The following is a 19,487-nucleotide window of genomic DNA, read 5'->3' on the forward strand; positions in this document are numbered from 1 at the left end:
TATGCAGGAGCGCGTCGGACAGTTTGCGATTCGGGTGCGCGATCTCGTGGTCGGTTTCCGTCGCCATATCGTCATCGACCACCTTACGCTGGACGTGCAGCGGGGCGAGATCCTCGGCCTGGTCGGCGCCTCCGGCGGCGGCAAGTCGGTATTGATGCGAACCATCATCGGCCTGATCCCGCGGCTGGGCGGCGAGATCGAGGTAATGGGTTCGTCGATCGATCACGATCGCACCACGCGGAGCGCGGCCGGACGATGGGGCATCCTGTTCCAGCAGGGGGCGTTGTTCTCGTCGCTTACCGTGCGGCAGAACATCCAGTTTCCATTGCGCGAGAATCTGGTGCTGTCGGACGCCCTGATGGATGAGATCGCGACCGCCAAGCTCGAAATGGTCGGGCTCAAGCCGGAGGATGGCGACAAGTTTCCGTCCGAGCTCTCCGGCGGCATGACCAAGCGCGTGGCGCTGGCGCGCGCGCTCGCGCTCGATCCCGCAATCGTGTTTCTCGACGAGCCGACCTCGGGACTCGATCCGATCGCCGCCGGCGATTTCGATGCGCTGATCAGGACACTGCAGAAAACGCTGGGTTTGACGGTGTTCATGGTCACCCATGACCTCGCAAGCCTCAATACTGTCTGCGACCGTGTCGCGGCGCTAGCCGACGGCAAGATCGTCGCCATCGGGCCGATGCGCGAACTGCTCCAATCCGAGCATTCCTGGGTACGAGCCTATTTCCACGGCAAGCGTTCCCAAATGCTGCAACCAAAAGCGAGCTAACGAGATGGAAACCCGCGCTCCCTTCGTCATTGTCGGCGCCTTCGTGCTGGCAGCCATCATGGCTGTATTCGGGTTCGTCTATTGGCTGCAAAACACCGGCGGGCTCGGCCCACGCTCCAGCTATCGCGTGCAGTTCGAGGGGTCGGTGCCCGGGCTCCTCGTCGGGGCGGCAGTGCTGTTCAATGGCATTCGGGTCGGCGAGGTGACGGAGCTTGGCCTCGCCCCCGGCAACCCGCGCGGTGTCAATGCGACCATCTCGGTCGCTTCGACGACGCCGGTGCGTGCCGACACCAAGGTTGGGCTGGAATTCCAGGGACTCACCGGCGTACCTGTGATCGCGCTTGAAGGCGGCACCCAGGTCGCCCAGAGCGGCGAGGTACCGACGCTGGTCGCCGAGCCGGGCGCAGGGCAGGGCATGACGCAGGCGGCGCGCGACGCGCTACGCAAGGTCGATACGGTACTGTCTGAGAACTCGGGGGCGCTGAAAGACACGATCACTAACTTGAAGGTGTTCTCGGAGGGCCTGGCCCGCAACACCGGCAAGCTCGACGGGATCGTCGCCGGACTCGAGCGCATGACCGGGGCGACCGCCCCGCCGCCGAAGATCACCTATGATCTGCGCGCGCTGCAGAGCTCGGGCGCGGCAAGCAAGGTCATCAATGTACAGTGGGCGATTCCGGAGCCGACGGCGGTTGCGATGCTGGAGACGCAGCGCTTCCTGTTCTCGCCGGCGCAGGAATTCCCCGGATTTGCAGAGGCGATGTGGGCCGATGCGCTGCCGAAATTGATTCAGGCGCGGCTGATCGAGAGTTTTGAGAACTACGACATCGCGCATGCGCCGCTGCGCATGGCCGATGTCGGGCAGATCGAATTCCAGTTGCTGATCGATGTCAGGCGGTTCCGCATCGCCATCGAGTCGGGCCCTGTCGCCGAAATCGGATTGTCGGCCAGGATCGTCGACAAGAACGGCAAGGTGGTCGCTTCGCGGCTGTTCGAGGAAAACGAGAAGTTCGCTACCGTCACGCCGCCCGAGGCTGTCACTGCATTCAGCGCGGCGTTCGGGCGAATCGCAAATGACATGATCGCCTGGACGGTACAGACGTATTAGGCGAGGGCAGGCCTTGCGTCAGCCCGGCGCTGGCTCGCCCGGGCGCAGAACGAGACGAACTACTCGAGGGTCTTCAGGTACGATAACAGGTCGCCGATCTGGTCCGGCTCGAGTTGGAAGGTCGGCATTGTCGGATGGCCGGTATAGATGCCTTCGGCCAGTGCCTCTCCGAGAGTCTCGATCGGATAACGCTTGTGCAGCGTCCGGAACGGTGGCGCGATCTTGAGCGGGCTCGGCGTGACCTTGTCGATCGAGTGGCACTTCGCGCAGTTGTTCAGCGCGAAGGTCTTGCCGCGCTGCTCCTGTGGCGAAGCCGCCGCGGCCGGCATCAGGGTGGCGAGTGTGAACGCCAGCGGCATCAGAGATCGTCCGATCATTGCACCTTCAACTCCGGGGAAAAGCGCGGTTTTCCAGGCCACAGCCGCACTGTGAGGATTAAATCGCCGGCCAGTTTGATCTGGATCAATCAGCGGGCCGCGGATCCGCTACAATGAAACATATCTCCTGATGCTGGAGTGTGAGCCGTGGCCGCTCCGGGAGATAGGGCGTCAATCCGGCGTCCCAACGGGCAGGGGCAATGATCCGAACCATCTCTCCGAATCGGGCAAGTTTCGGCCGCTGCTCGGCCTGTACCGTTCGGTCGCTCAGCATCTGCAACGCGCTTGACCAGGACGATCTTGCCGAGTTCGAGCGGATCGCCCGTCATGTTCATTTCGCTCCCAACGAGGCGCTGTTCACGGCGGGCCAGATCGCACGTTCGGTCCACAGTCTGACCGCGGGTGTCGCACGTCTATACAAGCTGTTGCCGGATGGGCGGCGGCAGGTGATCGGCTTTGCGCTGCCAGGCGATTTTCTCGGCGCGGCGCCGTCCCATCGCTACAGCTTCTCGGCGGATGCCATCGATTCCGTGACGGCGTGCCGCCTCTCCAGGGAGGCGTTCACGCACTTCATTGAACAGAGGCCGCACTTCCTGATTCGGATCAACGAGTTCGCGGCGCGGGAACTGATGCTGGCGCAGGAGCAGATGCTGCTGCTGGGCCGGCGGACCGCGGAGGAGAAGGTCGCGTCCTTCCTCATGGGTTGGCGGGAGCGTCTGGCTCAGATCGGCGATGAGCGACAAACCATTGCGCTGCCGATGAGCCGGCAGGATATCGCGGATTATCTGGGCCTGACGATCGAAACCGTGAGTCGGACACTGACCCGGTTCGAGCGCGAAAAGATGCTCATCATCGTCGCCGGCGGCGTCCGGTTGCTGGACCCGATCCGAGCTGCCGCCATGGCCGCGGCATGAGAAATCGCGCGTAAACGGCGATGCGTTTGATCCAGGTCAAAGCCCCGCCTAAGGCCCGCAGGCATGCTTTCTCCATCATAGGGGATCAGCCGCATGCCAACCGAATCTTTACTCATTACCGTCTGTGTCGTTGCGATGTTCGTGGTCTTTGCAGCGGTGCTGTTCTGGGGTGACCTGCAGACCCGGCCGAAACAACTGGCCAAGTCCTCCGCCACCAAGCGCCGCCCGTTCTGACCGCTATCCGCTGGCCGCGCCGACACATTCAGCAGGCCGTCTGATCTCCCTTCATTCACGTCAAGGCGCCGGGCGCGCTTCGCGCTTTGGTGGCGCGTGATCCTGCGAGGTCTCGTTCTGACGATGATATCCGCGGCTACGGGAAGATTGACTGCCGCCATCGGCCGCCTGTTACGGACAATCGCCGGATTCGGGTGCTTGGCCGAGCCGAAAAGGGTCACCCGCGCGGAGCTGAACGAGCTCGAAGTTTCTCAGGAGCGGGCGAAGGCAACGCAGGCTTATCTGCCGATTGGCCCGTCATGCTGCTGAATTCGCCTCGAGCGCGATCCGCATCGTTACGAAATACGCAAAACAGCAAGAAATTGACTTCGATCAATTTCGCGGTCGCGTAGCTGTGATCAGTGAGACCGTATCCGCAGAAGAGAAGCTAGCCCATGACCCAAACTTCAACCGCGAAATCGATGACACACGGCGAGGCCGGTCTGGCGCTGGTCTTTTCGCTCGTGGCGTTTTTGTGCCTGTTCGCTGTGGCCAAGGCGCAGGATACGGCATTTGCCTTCCACGCCGCACTGTCGTCTGCCGCCAGCCTGTGGGCGGTCATAGCGATCGTCAACCGATACTACGCCCGCCCGGCATCGCTGCCGCCGCAGCAAATCCATGGCCGCCCCAACTATAACATGGGCCCGGTCAAGTTCTCGGCCGTCATGTCGGTGATCTGGGGAATCGCAGGATTCGCTGTCGGGCTATTGATCGCGTCCCAGCTCGCGTGGCCCTCGCTCAATCTCGACCTGCCATGGACCAGTTTCGGCCGTCTGCGGCCGCTGCACACATCGGCGGTGATCTTCGCCTTCGGCGGCAACGTGCTGATCGCAACTTCGCTCTACGTCGTGCAGAAGACGTGCCGCACGCGCCTGGCGGGCGATCTCGCGCCGTGGTTCGTCGTCATCGGCTACAATTTCTTCATCCTGATTGCCGGCACCGGCTATCTGCTCGGCGTCACCCAATCCAAGGAGTATGCCGAGCCGGAATGGTACGCGGATCTGTGGCTGACGATCGTCTGGGTGGTCTATCTGCTCGTCTTCCTGGCGACCATCATCAAGCGGAAAGAGCCGCATATCTTCGTCGCCAACTGGTTCTATCTCGCTTTCATTGTCACCATCGCCGTCCTGCATCTGGGCAACAATCCCGCATTGCCGGTGTCGGTGTTCGGCTCGAAGTCCTATATCGCCTGGGGCGGCGTGCAGGACGCCATGTTCCAGTGGTGGTACGGGCATAACGCGGTCGGCTTCTTCCTGACCGCCGGATTCCTTGCCATCATGTACTACTTCATTCCGAAGCGCGCCGAGCGGCCGGTCTATTCCTATCGGCTGTCGATCATCCACTTCTGGGCGCTAATCTTCCTCTACATCTGGGCCGGCCCGCATCATTTGCACTACACGGCGCTGCCGGACTGGGCGCAGACGCTTGGCATGACGTTCTCGATCATGCTGTGGATGCCGTCCTGGGGCGGCATGATCAACGGTCTGATGACGCTCTCGGGCGCTTGGGACAAGCTTCGCACCGATCCCGTGCTGCGCATGCTGGTGGTGTCGGTCGCCTTCTACGGCATGTCGACCTTCGAAGGACCGATGATGTCGATCAAGGTCGTCAATTCACTCAGCCACTATACCGACTGGACCATCGGCCATGTGCATTCCGGTGCGCTGGGTTGGGTCGGCTTCGTATCCTTCGGCGCGCTGTACTGCCTCGTTCCCTGGCTGTGGGATCGCAAGGGCCTTTACAGCCTGAAGCTCGTCAACTGGCACTTCTGGACCGCCACCATCGGCATCGTGCTCTACATCTCCGCGATGTGGGTGTCGGGAATCCTGCAGGGCTTGATGTGGCGCGCCTACACCTCGCTCGGCTTCCTCGAATACTCCTTCATCGAAACCGTGGAAGCGATGCATCCCTTCTACATCATCCGCGCCGCTGGCGGAGCGCTGTTCCTGATCGGGTCGTTGATCATGGCCTATAATCTCTGGATGACGGTGCGCGTCGGCGAAGCGGAAGTGCAATCGCCCGTCGCTCTTCAGCCGGCGGAATGAGGAGCGCTTCAATGTCTTTCTGGTCACGGCATCAAATCTTCGAAAAGAACTCGATCGTCCTGGTCGCGGGAATCCTCGTCGTTATCGCGATCGGCGGCCTCGTCGAAATCACACCGCTGTTCTATCTCAAGAGCACGATCGAAAAGGTCGACGGCGTCAGGCCATACACACCGCTCGAGCTTGCCGGCCGCAACGTCTATGTTCGCGAGGGCTGCTATCTCTGCCACTCGCAGATGGTCAGGCCGCTTCGCGACGAAATCGAACGTTACGGTCACTATTCGCTCGCCGCCGAGAGTATGTACGACCACCCGTTCCAGTGGGGGTCCAAGCGTACCGGGCCCGATCTGGCGCGGGTCGGCGGCAAGTATTCGGACGAATGGCACGTCACGCATCTGAACAATCCGCGCGCGATCGTGCCGCAATCCGTGATGCCCGGTTACGCCTTCCTGTCGCGGACGGAGGTCGACGAGGCCAGCGTCGCGGCTCATCTTCGCACCAACCGCGCGGTCGGCGTGCCCTATTCCGACGACCAGGTCGCCAATGCCGGTGCCGACCTCAAGGCGCAGGCCGATCCCGATAATGCCGGCGTCGACGCGTTCACCAAGCGCTATCCGAAGGCGGTTGCCCGCAACTTCGACAGCAAGGGCGGCGCGCCGACCGAAATGGACGCGCTGGTCGCGTACCTGCAAATGCTCGGCACGCTGGTCGACTTCAAGCTCTACAACGAAAAAGCAAATCTTCGCTGAGCAAATTTCGCTGAGAAAGTAGAACGATGAAAGCAATTCTCACTGTCCACAACATTGCGTCGGACCTCGTCACGACGTTCTGGACGCCGATCTTCGTCGGAATCTTCATCGCCATTCTGACCTACGCCCTTTGGCCGCGCAACAAAGCTGCTTTCGACGAAGCGGCGAAAATGCCCTTGCGCGAGGAGTGAGCCGATCATGACCGAACACAGCGACATCGATCACGTTTCCGGAACGTCTACCACCGGCCACGAGTGGGACGGCATCAGGGAACTCAACACTCCGCTGCCGCGATGGTGGGTGATCACCTTCTATCTGACCATTGTCTGGGCGATCGGCTACTGGATCGTCTATCCCGCGTGGCCGCTGCTCTGGAGCCACACGACCGGCATCTGGAACTACTCCACCCGTGCCGAGGTCGCCACCGAGCTTGCCAATCTGGAAAAGATCCGGGGCGACAAGATGGTGGCACTTGGTGCCGCCCCGCTCGAGGAGATCGAGAAGAATCCCGCCTTGCTGGCACTCGCGCGCGCGCGCGGCAAGACGGTATTCGGCGACAATTGCGCGCCTTGCCACGGCAGCGGCGGGGCAGGCGCGAAGGGGTATCCCAATCTGAACGACGACGAATGGCTTTGGGGCGGGAGCCTCGACCAGATCATGCAGACGATCCAGTTCGGCGCCCGCTCCGGTCATCAGAAGGCACATGAGGGTGCCATGCTGGCGTTCGGCAAGGAGGGGGTCCTCAAGAAAGACGAAATCGTCACCGTCGCCAATTACGTCAGGTCGCTGTCAGGATTGTCGACGGCTGGGGGTTACAACGCTGCCGCCGGCGCGAAGATCTTCGCCGACAACTGCGCCTCGTGCCATGGCGACAACGGCAAGGGGAACCAGGAGCTCGGCGCGCCCAATCTGACCGACAAGATTTGGCTCTATGGGTCGGACGAGGCGACGCTGGTCGAAACCATCAGCAACGGCCGCGCCGGCGTCATGCCTGCCTGGGTCGGTCGTCTCGATCCTTCCACGATCAAGGCGCTGACGGTCTACGTCCACTCGCTCGGCGGAGGCCAATAGCGGCGGGCGGCGCTGCGTCGCCGCTCCATTTGAGGTGGATCAAACGCGGCTGCGAGGCTGGGTCTAGAGTGAACTCCTGAGGCGAGATCAACCCAGCGATGAATAAGACCGTGAACCCGACCGACTTGCAGCTTGACGACGACGGGCCGCTTTATGCGGCCCGCAAGAAAGTCTATCCGCAGAGCGTCTCCGGAACCTTCCGCCGGACCAAATGGGGGCTGATGGCGTTCTGCCTCGGCGTCTATTACCTGTTGCCGTTCGTGCGCTGGAATCGCGGCTTGGGCGCGCCGGACCAGGCGGTGCTGGTCGATCTGCCGAACAGCCGATTCTATTTCTTCTTCATCGAGCTTTGGCCGCAGGAAGTCTATTACTTCACCGGCCTGTTGATCGTTGCGGCACTGACGCTGTTCCTGATGAACGCGGTCGGCGGCCGAATCTGGTGCGGCTATCTCTGCCCTCAGACGGTCTGGACCGATCTGTTCTATGCCGTCGAGCGGTGGGTCGAAGGCGACCGGCGCGAGCGCATGCGCAAGGACGCGGCCAAGGGCACCATCACGCTCCGGCGTGCCGGCGAAATCGCACTGAAGCATTCGATCTGGCTGATGATCGCCTGGTGGACCGGCGGCGCCTGGGTGCTCTATTTCACCGACGCCCCGACGCTGGTGTGGCAGCTCCTCACGTTCCAGGCGCCGATGATCGCCTATATCTGGATCGGCATCCTTACGGCCACCACCTACGTCTTCGCCGGTTGGATGCGCGAACAAGTCTGCGTCTACATGTGCCCGTGGCCGCGCATTCAGGCTGCATTGACCGACGAATGGGCGCTCAACGTCACCTACAAATACGATCGGGGCGAAGCGCGCACGTCTCTGAAGAAGGCGAGCGAGTTGCGCGCGCTCGGCCAGCCCGTCGGCGATTGCATCGATTGCTATCAATGCGTCGCCGTCTGCCCAACCGGAATCGATATCCGCAACGGACCGCAGCTCGACTGCATCCAGTGCGGCCTCTGCATCGATGCCTGCGACACGGTGATGACCAAGATCGGTCGGGAAACCCGCCTGATCGGCTACGACAACGATATCAACATCCACAGGCGGCAGGAAGGTAAGCCGCCGATCTATCGGATCGTTCGGCCGCGCACGATCACCTATGCCGCCATGATTGTCGCCGTCGGCGCCATCATGCTCTATGCGCTGCTGACGCGTTCGCTGCTCGACGTCAACGTGCTGCATGACCGCAATCCGGTTGCGGTAAAACTCTCCGACGGGTCAATCCGTAATGCCTACACCGTGCGCCTCCTGAACAAGCGCGGATTCGACCGCGTCATCGCGATCGATGTGGATGGTCCTATCAACGCCACGCTCCACGTCGTCGGCGCCGATTCCGTAACGCAGGACCGGCCCATGATCATCCTGGCACGCGATACGACCACGGAACTGCGGCTCCTGGTAACGGCGCCTGCGGAGAACAATCCCGAAAAATCCGTTCCGGTTAACTTCCGCGTCACCGACATCGGGCTCGGCGAGGTCGCCTCCGCCACCGATCATTTCGTGTCGCCATGATGTCCCCAAGGAGCGTTCACATGAGCCGTGCGCAACAACCAAGGCCTATCACCGGGCGCATGGTGCTCTTATTGATGGTGGCGTTCTTCGGCGTCGTGATCGGGGTCAACCTCGTCATGATGCGGCTTGCCATCCAGACCTTGCCCGGCACCGAGGTCGACAGCGCCTACAGCGCCAGCCTCGCCTACCAAAAGGAGATCGCCACCGCGCACGCCCAGAGCGCGCGCAACTGGAAGGTCGATGCCCATGTCGAGCGCAGCGGGCAGGGCGGCGCGACGCTGCGGGTCGAGGCACGCGACAATTTCGGCCGGCCTATGTCCGGAATGAAATTCCAGGGCCGGTTCGAGCGGCCGACCGACCGGCGAGCCGACCTGCCGGTAGATCTCGCCGAAGTGGGGGTTGGCATCTATCGCGGAAGCGCGGAGACAATCGCGCCGGGCCAATGGGATCTGGTGCTCGAAGGCGTCGCATCGGGGCAGCGGCTGTTTTTGTCCAGGAACCGCGTGTTGTTGAACTAGAGCACGATCCGGAGAAGCGGAAACCGGTTTCCGAAAAGATCATGCTCAAACAAGAAGGCCGGATCATGCAGGCGACGCGAGACTTTTCACACTATGTCCGGCATCTCGGCTCGGGGCTGTCGCATATCGATCTGGCGGTGGAGGGCGTCAATTGCGCCGGCTGCATGTCGAAGATCGAGCGCGGCCTTTCCGCGATTCCGGACGTGACGCTGGCGCGTGTCAACCTGACCGACCGCCGTGTCGCATTGGAATGGAAGGAGGGTACGCTCGACCCGGCCCGCTTCATCGACCGGCTGGCCGAACTCGGTTACAAGGCTTATCCGTTCGAGCCGGTCCGCGCCGAAGCGGTGGAAACGGAGCATGCGAGCTTTCTGCTCCGCTGCCTCGGCGTCGCCGCCTTTGCCGCGATGAACATCATGATGCTGTCGATCCCGGTGTGGTCCGGCAACGTCAGCGACATGATCCCGGAACAGCGCGACTTCTTCCACTGGCTGTCGGCGCTGATTGCGTTGCCCGCGGCGGCCTATTCCGGGCAGCCGTTCTTCAGATCCGCCTGGGCCGCTTTACGTGCGCGCCGCACCAACATGGATGTACCGATCTCGATCGGCATCGTGCTGGCGCTCGCAATGTCGGTAGCGGAGACGATCCACCACGCCGAACATGCCTATTTCGATGCGGCTCTGATGCTGCTCGCGTTCCTGCTGGCCGGCCGCTATCTCGACCAGAGCATGCGCCGCAAGACGCGGGCGGTTGCTGGAAACCTTGCCGCGCTGAAGGCGGAAACGGCGACCAAGTTCGTCGGCGCCGACGAAATCAGCGTCGTGCCAATCGCGGCGGTGCGGACTGGCGACATCGTCCTGCTGCGTCCGGGCGAGCGCTCTGCCGTCGATGGTGCCGTGATCGAGGGGCAGTCCAAGATCGACCAGAGTCTGATTACCGGCGAAACCTTGCCCGCCAAGGCGGGGCCGGGCACTGCCGTCTATGCGGGTACGCTCAATCTCTCGGGCGCCTTGCGAGTGCGCGTATCGGCGGCATCCGAAGGAACGCTGCTGGCGGAGATCAGCCGGCTGCTCGACAACGCCGTGCAGGCGCGCTCCCGCTACGTGCAGCTCGCCGACCGTGCGTCCCGGCTCTATGCCCCGGTCGTGCATACCGCCGCGCTCCTCACCATGCTTGGTTGGGTGGCGATCGGCGCCACCTGGCACGACGCCATCGTCATCGCGATCTCGGTTCTCATCATCACCTGCCCCTGTGCGTTGGGGCTGGCAATCCCGGCGGTGCAGACCGTTGTCTCGGGCGCCATGTTCCGCACCGGCGTTCTGCTCAATTCCGGCGATGCCATCGAGCGGCTGGCCGAAGTCGACCGTGTCGTGTTTGACAAGACGGGAACGCTGACCTTGCCGGAGCTCGACGTCACCAATGCCGTCGACGTTCCGAAAGACGTGTTCGAACTCGCCGGGCGGCTGGCGCTCGCCAGCCATCATCCCGTCGCCGCTGCGGTGGCTCGCGCCTCCGGAGCAAGGACGCCGTTGGCCGGGATCGAGGAGGTGGCAGGCCAAGGCGTCCGCGGCTTCGTCAACGGGCTCGAAGTCCGGCTGGGCAGGCCGTCCTTTTGCAGCGCCGACCAGATCGCCAACGAGATCCTGTGCAGGGATCCCGAGGCCTCCGTCGTCGCCTTCCGTCACGGCGAGATGCAGCACGTGTTCGCCGTGCGCCAGCGCCTGCGCCCCGATGCGGCCGCCGCCATTGCCACGCTTCTCAAAACCGGAATCGAAGTCGAGATTCTGTCCGGCGATCGCGAGCCTGCGGTACGTCATGCGGCCGAGCAGCTCGGCATTCATGAATGGCGTGCGGGCGTCACGCCGGCGGACAAGATTGCGCGCATCGAGGAATTGAAGCGACAGGGCGTCAAGGTGCTGATGGTCGGCGATGGCATGAACGACGCGCCGGCGCTCGCAGCCGCGCACGTCTCGATGTCGCCGGTCAGCGCGACTCATCTGAGCCAGGCTACCGCCGATCTGGTGTTCCTCGGCGATCGCCTCGCGCCCGTCGTCGCGGCAATCGGCTTCGCGCGGAAAGCGCTGCGATTGATGCGGCAGAACCTTTGGCTGGCTGCAGGCTATAACGTGCTCGCCGTGCCGCTCGCGATTGTCGGCCTTGCAACGCCGCTGGTCGCGGCCGCCGCCATGTCCGGTTCGTCATTGCTGGTGATCTTGAATGCGCTGCGCGCGCATCGCGGCGCGCGGGAGTTTGGCTGATGGAAGTTCTGGTATTTCTCGTGCCGCTGGCACTCACGCTCGGTGCCATCGGCCTGATGGGTTTCCTCTGGTCGCTCAAGAACGGTCAGTACGACGACCTAGAGGGGGCCGGCTGGCGCGCGATTGCCGATGATGAGCCTGTTTCGGAGGAGAGGGTGCCTTCGAGAGGGAGCGGGCGTCACTAGGGCTCGACAGGCGATGACGAACTCGCCGTGCCCGCTGTCGAGGCTCGTCAAACCAGTCTTCCGGCTGATGCACGAGAAGGCTCTGCAAGAGAAGGCGGGGACGGCGCAATGACTACATCCGTGATGCTGCACCCGCACGTAGACGCCGCTCGACGTGTCGCATTCGTCATCGTTGAGGGGGAGCATAATCTTGGCCTTTCGGAAACGCGGCTCCAAGCGCGGTACGTCTGAATTTGGAAACCGCTCGCCCGGAGCTCGCGGATGCGATCAGGGCCTTTCGAGACGCCTATGATGTTCTGGTGACGGCCGACGCGGCTACAAAGGTGGCTTGGGATCTGTTCGGCGAATGAGAAAAGAAAAACCCGCGCCCTGGGGCGCCCCGCGGATACTGAAAGTGGTCACGACGTCACTACAAGTATATGGACGAAATCGGGTATGAGGCTGCTCACGATGCATGGGCGGCGGCGCGGAAGGTATATCACGACGCCCAAATGCGCGTGGCGGAGGTACGGGCGCTCAACTTCGATGAAATTGCGCTCAAGGCGACGGCCTCGATGGCCTTCGAAGGCGGCTTTGGCGACAAGGACCGCCGCCCGCTTCGCGGTGAAAATCAAATGGTGGCCTTCGGAGCAGCGTGGGACGCAGTTCTGCTAGCTGCGAAAGCCTCTGAAGAGGCTGCCGTTCACTAGGCACTCTGCAAAACACTGGACGGCTTCAGGCCCGCCGGTTCACGCTGGCGGGCCTACAGCGGCCCCAGCAACTGCCAGACGACACGGGCCCCTCAGTAGTCGTAGTAGCGGCGACGCGGCCGTGGATAGTCGTCGTCATAGTAGCGGTCGCCGCGATACCTGCGATATTGGTATTGTCGTGCCGCTTGATCCCGAGGAGATAGGGAGCCGGTCGGATAGCACATGCCGTCTCGAGCACTGAGATCCCAACCATGGCCGCACGGCGGAGGACGCCCATAGGCGCGGTATTGGATCGGCTCGACGGGTGGGGTGCCTTCGAGGACCGGCAGGCCCGTTTGAAGGGCTAGCGCGGTGGCTGCAATGGTCAGAAGCATTTGAATGTCCTCTTCCAGGCTGAACAGCAGAGGTTCAATTCTGATGAGGACAATAGCGTTCCGTGCCCCAACGGCGACTGAACGGCAAATTCATGGGGCATTCACAGCAGAAGCCGCCCGCCGCGGTTCATTCCAGAACATCATATTCGAAGGCAACGCCTTCGGGGTCGTTTTCCTCAAACCATTTTTTCCGCAGCATCCACATTGGCGAACACCTTGATGTGCTCGGCATCGCCGACCTGCTTGCTCGTGTTGATGTAGACAAAGACTGTCATTGGTCTCTCTTCAGCTTGCTAGCTCGGCTACGCCCTAGCCCCGCTCACCTCGGTGGGCTCCTCCTGGCGTCTGAGATCTTGCCGGCGATGAAAATAATTGCGAGCCCGATCATGAAAGCGAGGAAGCAGAGGGCGCCCAAATCATCCGAAATACTTTGTACGTTGGATTGTGCGTAAAAATCCAGAAATCAAAAATCGTCAATGTTTTCAACCGATTGTGGCGGAAGGGGTGGGATTCGAACCCACGGTACCCTTGCAGGCACGCCGGTTTTCAAGACCGGTGCCTTAAACCACTCGGCCACCCTTCCTTGCCTTTACGATCAAGCGCTTAGCCGATGCGAAGGTGAAAACACAAGAGAAATTGGAGTTGTTGAACCGGCAGGGCGGGAAGGACGTCGAGACGACGATCGAGACCAGCGCTTTCATCGAATCCTCCTTGTGCGGTTGCCCACCCCAGGGGGAAGTAACGTGGCTCACTTTCACGTTGTACGAACCACCTCACACGCGCCAGGAAATCGTGGGGGCGATGGGGGCATCTGCCGCAATGCGGGCGCTTGCTAAATCTCACGGGGATCGCATCGTCCCGTCGCCGCAATTGGTCCGGCTACTTGTTTAACCGAACACAACGGCCAGCAGGCTCGAGCACAGCAGCACGAAGCTGGCCGTTGTCAGAGCGAGAAATCCGTTGGAGACAATGTCGTGGTTGCGCATGAGACACCTACCACACCAGATGCTCTTCCGAATCTATTAAAGCTTTCCGAATTCCTAACCGGAACCTATCGCCATTTCTCTGTCTGAAGTCCGGGCGGGCTACCCGAACCCCGGCCGTCAAAACTCAAGCTCTGTAACGATAGCCTTCAAATGCATGGGCCAAGAAAATGCCTGCGCTCACCAGGCCCATCACTGCTGTAACCGTCTCGATCATCGCACAAATCCTTTGCGCCCCTGCGATCCACAGAACGACTCCACCGTTGCACAGTCAAAAAGATTCAGGGGCTGGAATCGCAGATCGGTCGTGAGTGATGATTTGGTGCAACAGATTGTCTGAAAGCGGCACAGGAAGGCTACGACCAAGGCGCATACAGTGTGAATCGAAGCGTTGCGCCCGTGGTTCGATGGGTAAGCAAAGCAACCATTCATTCACCACGCGAGACCAGACCCCATTTCCGCCGTGTTCCGGTTGCGATATCTTCATCGCTTGATGCGGAGGTGGGCTGCATCGTGGGGTAAGGCCGCAACGCTTCGACAAAGGCAGTCGGCCGCTGAAAATGGTAATTGGGGTGATGGGGATTCGACGGCCAAAAACGATCGTTCTGGCGGTTCGTGGTACTGTTGCCGTGGCAACATGCCTTGTCCTTGCCAACTGCGCCTCGTCGGACAAATTCGCCAGGCGCATCGATCCCAAATACGGCGTCTCCTCCAGCCCCCGCGTGGTGGGGTTCGGAGAGCCCGTGCCGAAGGGCGGGGGAACTTACCGCGTCGGCAAGCCCTACACCGTCGCCGGCCGGGTCTATGTGCCGGAAGAGGACCCGAACTATCGTGCCGAGGGAATGGCCTCCTGGTATGGCGACGATTTCCACGGCCGGCTGACCGCCAATGGCGAGGTTTTCGACATGACCTCGCTGACGGCGGCCCATCCGACCCTGCCGATCCCGAGCTATGCCCGCGTCACCAATGTCCGGAATGGCAAGTCGCTGATCGTGCGCGTCAACGATCGCGGCCCGTACCACGGCAACCGCCTCATCGACGTCTCGAACAAGGCCGCAGAACTGCTTGACTTCAAAGCAAATGGCGTCGCTCGGGTGCGGGTTGAGTATGTCGGCCGGGCCCCGCTGGAGGGTTCCGACGACCGCCAGCTCCTGGCGACGCTGCGGACCGGCGAGCCCGCGCCGTCCCCAGCCACCGTTCGGGTCGCTTCGGCCCGCCCGTTCGTTCCCGAGATGCCGTCGTCCGCGGGCCGAATCCGGGGCGAGGTTCCGATGCCGGAGGGGCGGCCCTATAGCCTCGGCAATAGCTCGGCGGACCATGCCTCGATCAACGCGACCGCGGAAATGTCGGCTTCCAGCCGCTCGCGCGGCCGTGTCGCGGACCATCCGCGCGCCGTGTCCTACGAGAACGAGGCCAGCTACGTGGCAGCAAGCCGGGCTTACCTGCCGGTCGATCCACGTGGTCCGAGCGAAGTGCTCAGCGGGCGAGGGCTGTATTAGTCCTTCAGGAAGGCGATCAGGGCGGCGTTGACCTCTTCGGGCCGCTCCTGCTGAATCCAGTGACCGGCCCCATCGAGAATGAGCTTTTGCCGCAAGTTCGGCAGCACGCGCTCCATCTCCTTGACCTGCTTGGCGCCGATCAGCCCGGTAATGACGCCATCCTTCGATCCCGCGATGAACAGCGACGGCTGGTGGATTTGCGCGCCTTGCCAGGGTGCGGTCAGTTCCCAATTGCGGTCGATGTTGCGATACCAATTCAGCCCGCCGCGAAAGCCGGACTCTTGATAGACAGCAGCGAAATAGGCGAGGTCAGCCTCCGTCAGCCAGTTCGGCAGCGGCCGATTCGGATCGGCGCCAGCAAGGAATCCCTTGCCCTCCTGAACAAACTGATGGGCGGCCGGATCGGAGAATCCGCGCCCGGCCAGCACGATTCGCATGGTCGCTGCGACATCGCGCTCGAGTTCGGCCTCGGCCACGCCCGGCCCCTGAAAATACTGCCAGTAGAAATTGGTGATGCCGTTGTTTCGCAAGGTCTCAAGCGGCAGGCCGCGTCCACGGGAGGGGGGCGGAACGCTGAGGCCCGCGACCTTGGTGAAGATATCGGGCCGGAACATCGCCGCGTGCCAGGCAACCGGCGCACCCCAGTCGTGGCCGACGATGACGGCCTGCCTTTCGCCAAGCGCCGCCACCAGCGCGACCATGTCGCCGACATTGTGGAAGATGGTGTAGGCACCAACGTCCGCCGGCGCGCTGGTCCGGCCGAAGCCACGCATGTCGGGGGCAACGACATGGAAACCGGCCCCCGCGATCGCTCCGACCTGGTGCCGCCAGGAGTAGGATAATTCCGGCCAGCCATGGCATAGCAGCACCAGCGGACCCTGGCCCTGTTCGACAACAAAGAACTCGAGCCCGTTGACGGAAATGGTGCGTGAGGCTGGCATCGCGTTTCCGCCCTGTTTTTCGTATGTTGTCGGGAACCTGCAGCATCGGCACGATACGTTTCTTCGTTCGGCGCCGCAATCCGATCGACACGGCGGCAAGCCCAAAACCTGTGTTGTTTGCGATACTTCCAACTGTTAGAACGCACGGATTCAGGACATCGCCGATGGCAGCAGAGACTTCCGTTTCCCGCGAACCCGACAGGGCGGCCATCATTCCATGGCGCGGCCTGATGGCCGCTGTCCTTGCGGTCGCGGTCGGCTGGGGCGGCATCGCGTATGCCGCCAACAACAGCGTGCAGGGCGCGGCGAAGAAGGAAGACGGCGGCTTTGACGGCGATGCGCCGACCGCGATCCTGGTCGAGGCTTCCAGCGGCAGCGTCCTGTTCGAGAAGAACGCCGACGAATTGCGGGCGCCGTCCAGCATGATGAAGCTGATGACGGTCGAGGTGGTGTTCGACGCCATCAAGCAGGGCAAGGTCAAACCGACAGACGAATACCGGATCAGCGAGAACGCCTGGCGCAGGGGCGGCGCGCCGGCTGGCGGCTCGACCATGTTTGCCATTCTCAACAGCAAGGTGTCGGTGGACGACCTGTTGAAGGGCGCGATCATCCAGAGCGGCAATGATTCCTGCATGGCGCTGGCCGAAGGCATGGCCGGCAACGAGCGGATTTTTGCCGCCGACTTCATGACCAAACGGGCGCGCGAACTCGGCCTGACGAAGTCGACATTCGGAAATTCCAGCGGGCTGCCGGACCCCGCAAACAAGATGACGGTGCGCGAATTGGCAAAGCTCGCCCGCCACCTGATCCTGACCTATCCCGACATGTACAAATTGTTCGGCGAGAGGGAATTCACCTGGAACAAGATCCGGCAACAGAACCGCAATCCGCTGCTGAACACGCTCAACGGCGCCGACGGGCTGAAGACCGGCTACACCAAGGAGGGCGGCTACGGCATGGTCGGCTCCGCCGTGCAGAACGACACGCGGCTGATCGTCGTGATCAACGGACTGGAGGATGCCGACGATCGTGCTTCAGAGGCCAAGAAGATGCTGGAATGGGGTTTTCGCAACTTCGAGACGCGCACGCTGTTCGCGGCCAACCAGCAGGTCGGCTATGCCAAGGTGTTTGGCGGCGAAAGCCGCTCGGTGAAGCTTGCCAGCCCCGAGCCGATCAAGGTGATGGTGCCGAAGAACGGCAGCGAGAAACTGATCGCGCGCATAGTCTATAACGGCCCGGTTCGTGCGCCGATCGAGTCCGGCCAACCGGTCGGCCTCGTAAAGGTTTGGCGGGGCCGCAACATCGCCGTGGAGGCGCCGGTCTATGCGGCTGAATCGGTCGGCACCGGCTCGACCGTGCGCCGCGCAATCGACGGCGTCAGCGAGCTCGTCATCGGCATGTTCCGCGCGAGCGCAGAGAAGCTCTGAGCATGACCCAGGTAACGCTGCAGCGGCCTTCCGGACGCGGGAAGTTCATTACGTTTGAAGGCGGCGAGGGCTCGGGCAAGTCCACGCAGATCAATAAGCTGGCCGAACGTCTCGCGGCAGCAAAGCTGCGCGCCATCGCCACCCGCGAGCCCGGCGGGTCGCCCGGCGCTGAAATCATGCGGCATCTCGTGCTGTCGGGAATGGGCAAGCTGCTCGGACCGGACGCCGAGACGTTGCTGTTCGCCGCCGCACGCGACGATCACGTTCGCACCGTCATCCAGCCTGCGCTCAGCCAGGGAACATGGGTGCTGTGCGATCGCTTCTCGGATTCGACCCGCGCCTACCAGGGCAGCCTGGGCCAGGTCTCGCCGATCGTGCTCAACGCCATGCAGCGCGTCACAATCGGCGATCTGAAGCCGGACCTCACGATCATTCTGGACATCCCGGTTGAAGTTGGCTTGCAGCGCGCGGCAGCTCGCCGCGGCAGCGGCGCGCCTGACCGGTTCGAGTCCGAAGACCTGCAATTCCATCAGGACCTGCGCGACGCCTACAGGCAAATCGCCGCGGAAGACCCGCAGCGCTGCGTGCTGATCGACGCCAATGCCGATGCCGACACGGTTGCTGCCCGGGTCTGGACGGCGCTGCGCGACCATGTGTTCGCGATCCCGAGCCAAGCGGGGACGACATGAGCGCGCGCAAGACCGAGCAAGAGACGGCAGTCAGGCATCCCCGCGAAACGGCCGATCTTTTCGGCCACCGCGAGGCCGAGACGGCGTTGCTGAATGCCTATCGCAGCGGCCGCATTCCGCATGCCTGGTTGATCGGCGGCCCGCAGGGCATCGGCAAAGCGACGCTGGCCTATCGCATGGCCCGTTTCGTGCTCGCCCACCCCAATCCGATTTCGCCTTCCGTGCAGTGCGCCGAGACGCTTGCGCTCGATCCGAACGATCCCGTCGCGCGTCAGATCACCGCCGGCGCGCATGGCGGACTGTTGGTGCTGGAACGCGGCCTCAACGATCGCGGCGTGATGCGGACCGTCATCACCGTCGACGAGACGCGGGAGACGATTTCGTTTTTCGGTTCGACGGCGGCGGTCGACGGCTGGCGGGTTTGCATTGTCGACACGGTCGACGAGCTCAATCCGAACGCCGCCAATGCGCTGCTCAAGATCCTCGAGGAGCCGCCGCACCGATCGCTGTTCCTGCTCGTCAGCCATTCGCCGGCGCGGGCCCTGCCGACGATCCTGTCCCGCTGCCGAAAGCTGCCGCTGCGGCCGCTTGCGACGGACGACGTCGTGCGCGCGGCGGCGCGGGCCACCGACATCGCACCCGATGATCCGGCGTTATCGGAAGCTGCCGACGCGTCGGAGGGGAGCGTATCCCGAGCGCTGACACTGCTTGGCGGCGACGCACTGAAGCTGCAGCACCGGACCGCGGCGCTGCTGGGGATGCTGCCGCAGGTCGACCCGCGCGAGCTGCATGCGCTCGGCGATGCGCTGGGCACCAGCGACCGGGTGGCGCTGGCTGCTTTCATCGACGGCATCGATCGCTGGATCAGCGAAAAGCTGCGCGTCGAGGATGCCAACGCGAATCTGCCCCGCCTTGCACGGCTGGCGGAGGTATGGGAAAAGATCGTCCGCGCCGCGCGCGACACCGAATCGTACAATTTAGAGCGAAAACCGCTGGTTTTCTCGGTGTTCGGGATGCTCGCGGATGCGACGCGGTAACCTTCCGCCGGATATC

General features: G+C 62.7%; 20 protein-coding genes and 1 tRNA gene. 17 read left to right on the top strand and 4 right to left on the bottom strand.

What is annotated here, in order from left to right:
• The first annotated feature begins 1 nt into the window (after nucleotide 1).
• Nucleotides 2–775, top strand: coding sequence for an ABC transporter ATP-binding protein (locus tag LMTR13_RS20225; RefSeq protein ID WP_065729361.1), 774 nt, complete (start codon nucleotides 2–4; stop codon nucleotides 773–775).
• A gap of 4 nt (nucleotides 776–779) precedes the next feature.
• Nucleotides 780–1,883, top strand: a complete 1,104-nt coding sequence (locus LMTR13_RS20230; protein WP_065729362.1) for an ABC-type transport auxiliary lipoprotein family protein — start codon at nucleotides 780–782, stop codon at nucleotides 1,881–1,883.
• Nucleotides 1,884–1,942: 59 nt separating this feature from the next.
• Here LMTR13_RS20230 and LMTR13_RS20235 read toward each other — a convergent pair whose 3' ends face one another.
• On the bottom strand, nucleotides 1,943–2,260 hold the full coding sequence (locus LMTR13_RS20235; RefSeq protein ID WP_065729363.1) for a c-type cytochrome: 318 nt from the start codon (nucleotides 2,258–2,260) through the stop codon (nucleotides 1,943–1,945).
• Between the two features lie 200 nt (nucleotides 2,261–2,460).
• Between LMTR13_RS20235 and LMTR13_RS20240 the strand changes: the two genes are divergently transcribed.
• The 11 genes from LMTR13_RS20240 to LMTR13_RS20285 all read left to right on the top strand — a co-directional run bounded on the left by LMTR13_RS20240 (nucleotide 2,461) and on the right by LMTR13_RS20285 (nucleotide 12,521).
• Complete coding sequence (locus LMTR13_RS20240) at nucleotides 2,461–3,174, top strand: Crp/Fnr family transcriptional regulator (RefSeq protein WP_065729364.1); 714 nt, start codon at nucleotides 2,461–2,463, stop codon at nucleotides 3,172–3,174.
• Nucleotides 3,175–3,267: 93 nt separating this feature from the next.
• Nucleotides 3,268–3,408, top strand: a complete 141-nt coding sequence (locus tag LMTR13_RS41745) for a hypothetical protein (protein WP_197520873.1) — start codon at nucleotides 3,268–3,270, stop codon at nucleotides 3,406–3,408.
• A gap of 434 nt (nucleotides 3,409–3,842) precedes the next feature.
• A complete protein-coding gene (ccoN, locus tag LMTR13_RS20245; RefSeq protein WP_065729365.1) occupies nucleotides 3,843–5,492 on the top strand; it encodes a cytochrome-c oxidase, cbb3-type subunit I in 1,650 nt (549 codons plus the stop codon).
• A gap of 11 nt (nucleotides 5,493–5,503) precedes the next feature.
• On the top strand, nucleotides 5,504–6,238 hold the full coding sequence (gene ccoO, locus LMTR13_RS20250; RefSeq protein ID WP_065729366.1) for a cytochrome-c oxidase, cbb3-type subunit II: 735 nt from the start codon (nucleotides 5,504–5,506) through the stop codon (nucleotides 6,236–6,238).
• Between the two features lie 26 nt (nucleotides 6,239–6,264).
• Nucleotides 6,265–6,429, top strand: a complete 165-nt coding sequence (locus LMTR13_RS20255) for a cbb3-type cytochrome c oxidase subunit 3 (RefSeq protein WP_065729367.1) — start codon at nucleotides 6,265–6,267, stop codon at nucleotides 6,427–6,429.
• 7 nt (nucleotides 6,430–6,436) lie between these two features.
• Nucleotides 6,437–7,309, top strand: coding sequence for a cytochrome-c oxidase, cbb3-type subunit III (ccoP, locus tag LMTR13_RS20260; protein ID WP_065729368.1), 873 nt, complete (start codon nucleotides 6,437–6,439; stop codon nucleotides 7,307–7,309).
• A 98-nt stretch (nucleotides 7,310–7,407) separates the two neighbouring features.
• Nucleotides 7,408–8,871 (top strand): cytochrome c oxidase accessory protein CcoG, encoded by a 1,464-nt coding sequence (gene ccoG / locus LMTR13_RS20265; RefSeq protein ID WP_065729369.1) that lies wholly within the window; start codon nucleotides 7,408–7,410, stop codon nucleotides 8,869–8,871.
• 20 nt (nucleotides 8,872–8,891) lie between these two features.
• Nucleotides 8,892–9,389 carry a FixH family protein gene (locus LMTR13_RS20270; RefSeq protein WP_065729370.1) on the top strand — a complete coding sequence of 166 codons (498 nt, stop codon included), beginning with the start codon at nucleotides 8,892–8,894 and terminating at the stop codon, nucleotides 9,387–9,389.
• Between the two features lie 65 nt (nucleotides 9,390–9,454).
• Nucleotides 9,455–11,647: a heavy metal translocating P-type ATPase gene (locus LMTR13_RS20275; protein WP_065732835.1), complete on the top strand. Its 2,193-nt coding sequence runs from the start codon at nucleotides 9,455–9,457 to the stop codon at nucleotides 11,645–11,647.
• Entirely contained in the window at nucleotides 11,647–11,832 is a 186-nt protein-coding gene (gene ccoS, locus LMTR13_RS20280) for a cbb3-type cytochrome oxidase assembly protein CcoS (RefSeq protein WP_065729371.1), read from the top strand. Before LMTR13_RS20275 ends, ccoS begins: the two co-directional genes overlap by 1 nt.
• Before the next feature lie 419 nt (nucleotides 11,833–12,251).
• Entirely contained in the window at nucleotides 12,252–12,521 is a 270-nt protein-coding gene (locus LMTR13_RS20285; protein WP_065729372.1) for a hypothetical protein, read from the top strand.
• A 92-nt stretch (nucleotides 12,522–12,613) separates the two neighbouring features.
• On the opposite strand, the gene LMTR13_RS40880 is transcribed toward LMTR13_RS20285, so the two are convergent.
• Nucleotides 12,614–12,895, bottom strand: coding sequence for a hypothetical protein (locus LMTR13_RS40880; protein ID WP_156795689.1), 282 nt, complete (start codon nucleotides 12,893–12,895; stop codon nucleotides 12,614–12,616).
• 493 nt (nucleotides 12,896–13,388) lie between these two features.
• Nucleotides 13,389–13,478 (bottom strand) — tRNA-Ser (locus LMTR13_RS20290).
• 975 nt (nucleotides 13,479–14,453) lie between these two features.
• On the opposite strand from LMTR13_RS20290, the gene LMTR13_RS20295 reads away from it, so the two are divergent.
• Entirely contained in the window at nucleotides 14,454–15,377 is a 924-nt protein-coding gene (locus tag LMTR13_RS20295) for a septal ring lytic transglycosylase RlpA family protein (RefSeq protein WP_065729373.1), read from the top strand.
• Here LMTR13_RS20295 and LMTR13_RS20300 read toward each other — a convergent pair.
• Complete coding sequence (locus LMTR13_RS20300) at nucleotides 15,374–16,318, bottom strand: alpha/beta fold hydrolase (protein ID WP_065729374.1); 945 nt, start codon at nucleotides 16,316–16,318, stop codon at nucleotides 15,374–15,376. The genes LMTR13_RS20295 and LMTR13_RS20300 overlap by 4 nt on opposite strands.
• A gap of 164 nt (nucleotides 16,319–16,482) precedes the next feature.
• Between LMTR13_RS20300 and LMTR13_RS20305 the strand changes: the two genes are divergently transcribed.
• The 3 genes from LMTR13_RS20305 to LMTR13_RS20315 are packed head-to-tail and all read left to right on the top strand — an operon-like array spanning nucleotide 16,483 to nucleotide 19,471.
• On the top strand, nucleotides 16,483–17,745 hold the full coding sequence (locus LMTR13_RS20305; protein WP_065729375.1) for a D-alanyl-D-alanine carboxypeptidase family protein: 1,263 nt from the start codon (nucleotides 16,483–16,485) through the stop codon (nucleotides 17,743–17,745).
• A gap of 2 nt (nucleotides 17,746–17,747) precedes the next feature.
• A complete protein-coding gene (gene tmk, locus LMTR13_RS20310; RefSeq protein ID WP_065729376.1) occupies nucleotides 17,748–18,434 on the top strand; it encodes a dTMP kinase in 687 nt (228 codons plus the stop codon).
• The gene (locus tag LMTR13_RS20315; protein ID WP_065729377.1) at nucleotides 18,431–19,471 is read left to right on the top strand and encodes a DNA polymerase III subunit delta'; all 1,041 of its coding nucleotides are present in this window, start codon (nucleotides 18,431–18,433) and stop codon (nucleotides 19,469–19,471) included. Before tmk ends, LMTR13_RS20315 begins: the two co-directional genes overlap by 4 nt.
• The last annotated feature ends 16 nt before the right edge of the window (nucleotides 19,472–19,487 follow it).

The sequence above is a fragment of the Bradyrhizobium icense genome (assembly GCF_001693385.1).
Taxonomy (GTDB): domain Bacteria; phylum Pseudomonadota; class Alphaproteobacteria; order Rhizobiales; family Xanthobacteraceae; genus Bradyrhizobium; species Bradyrhizobium icense.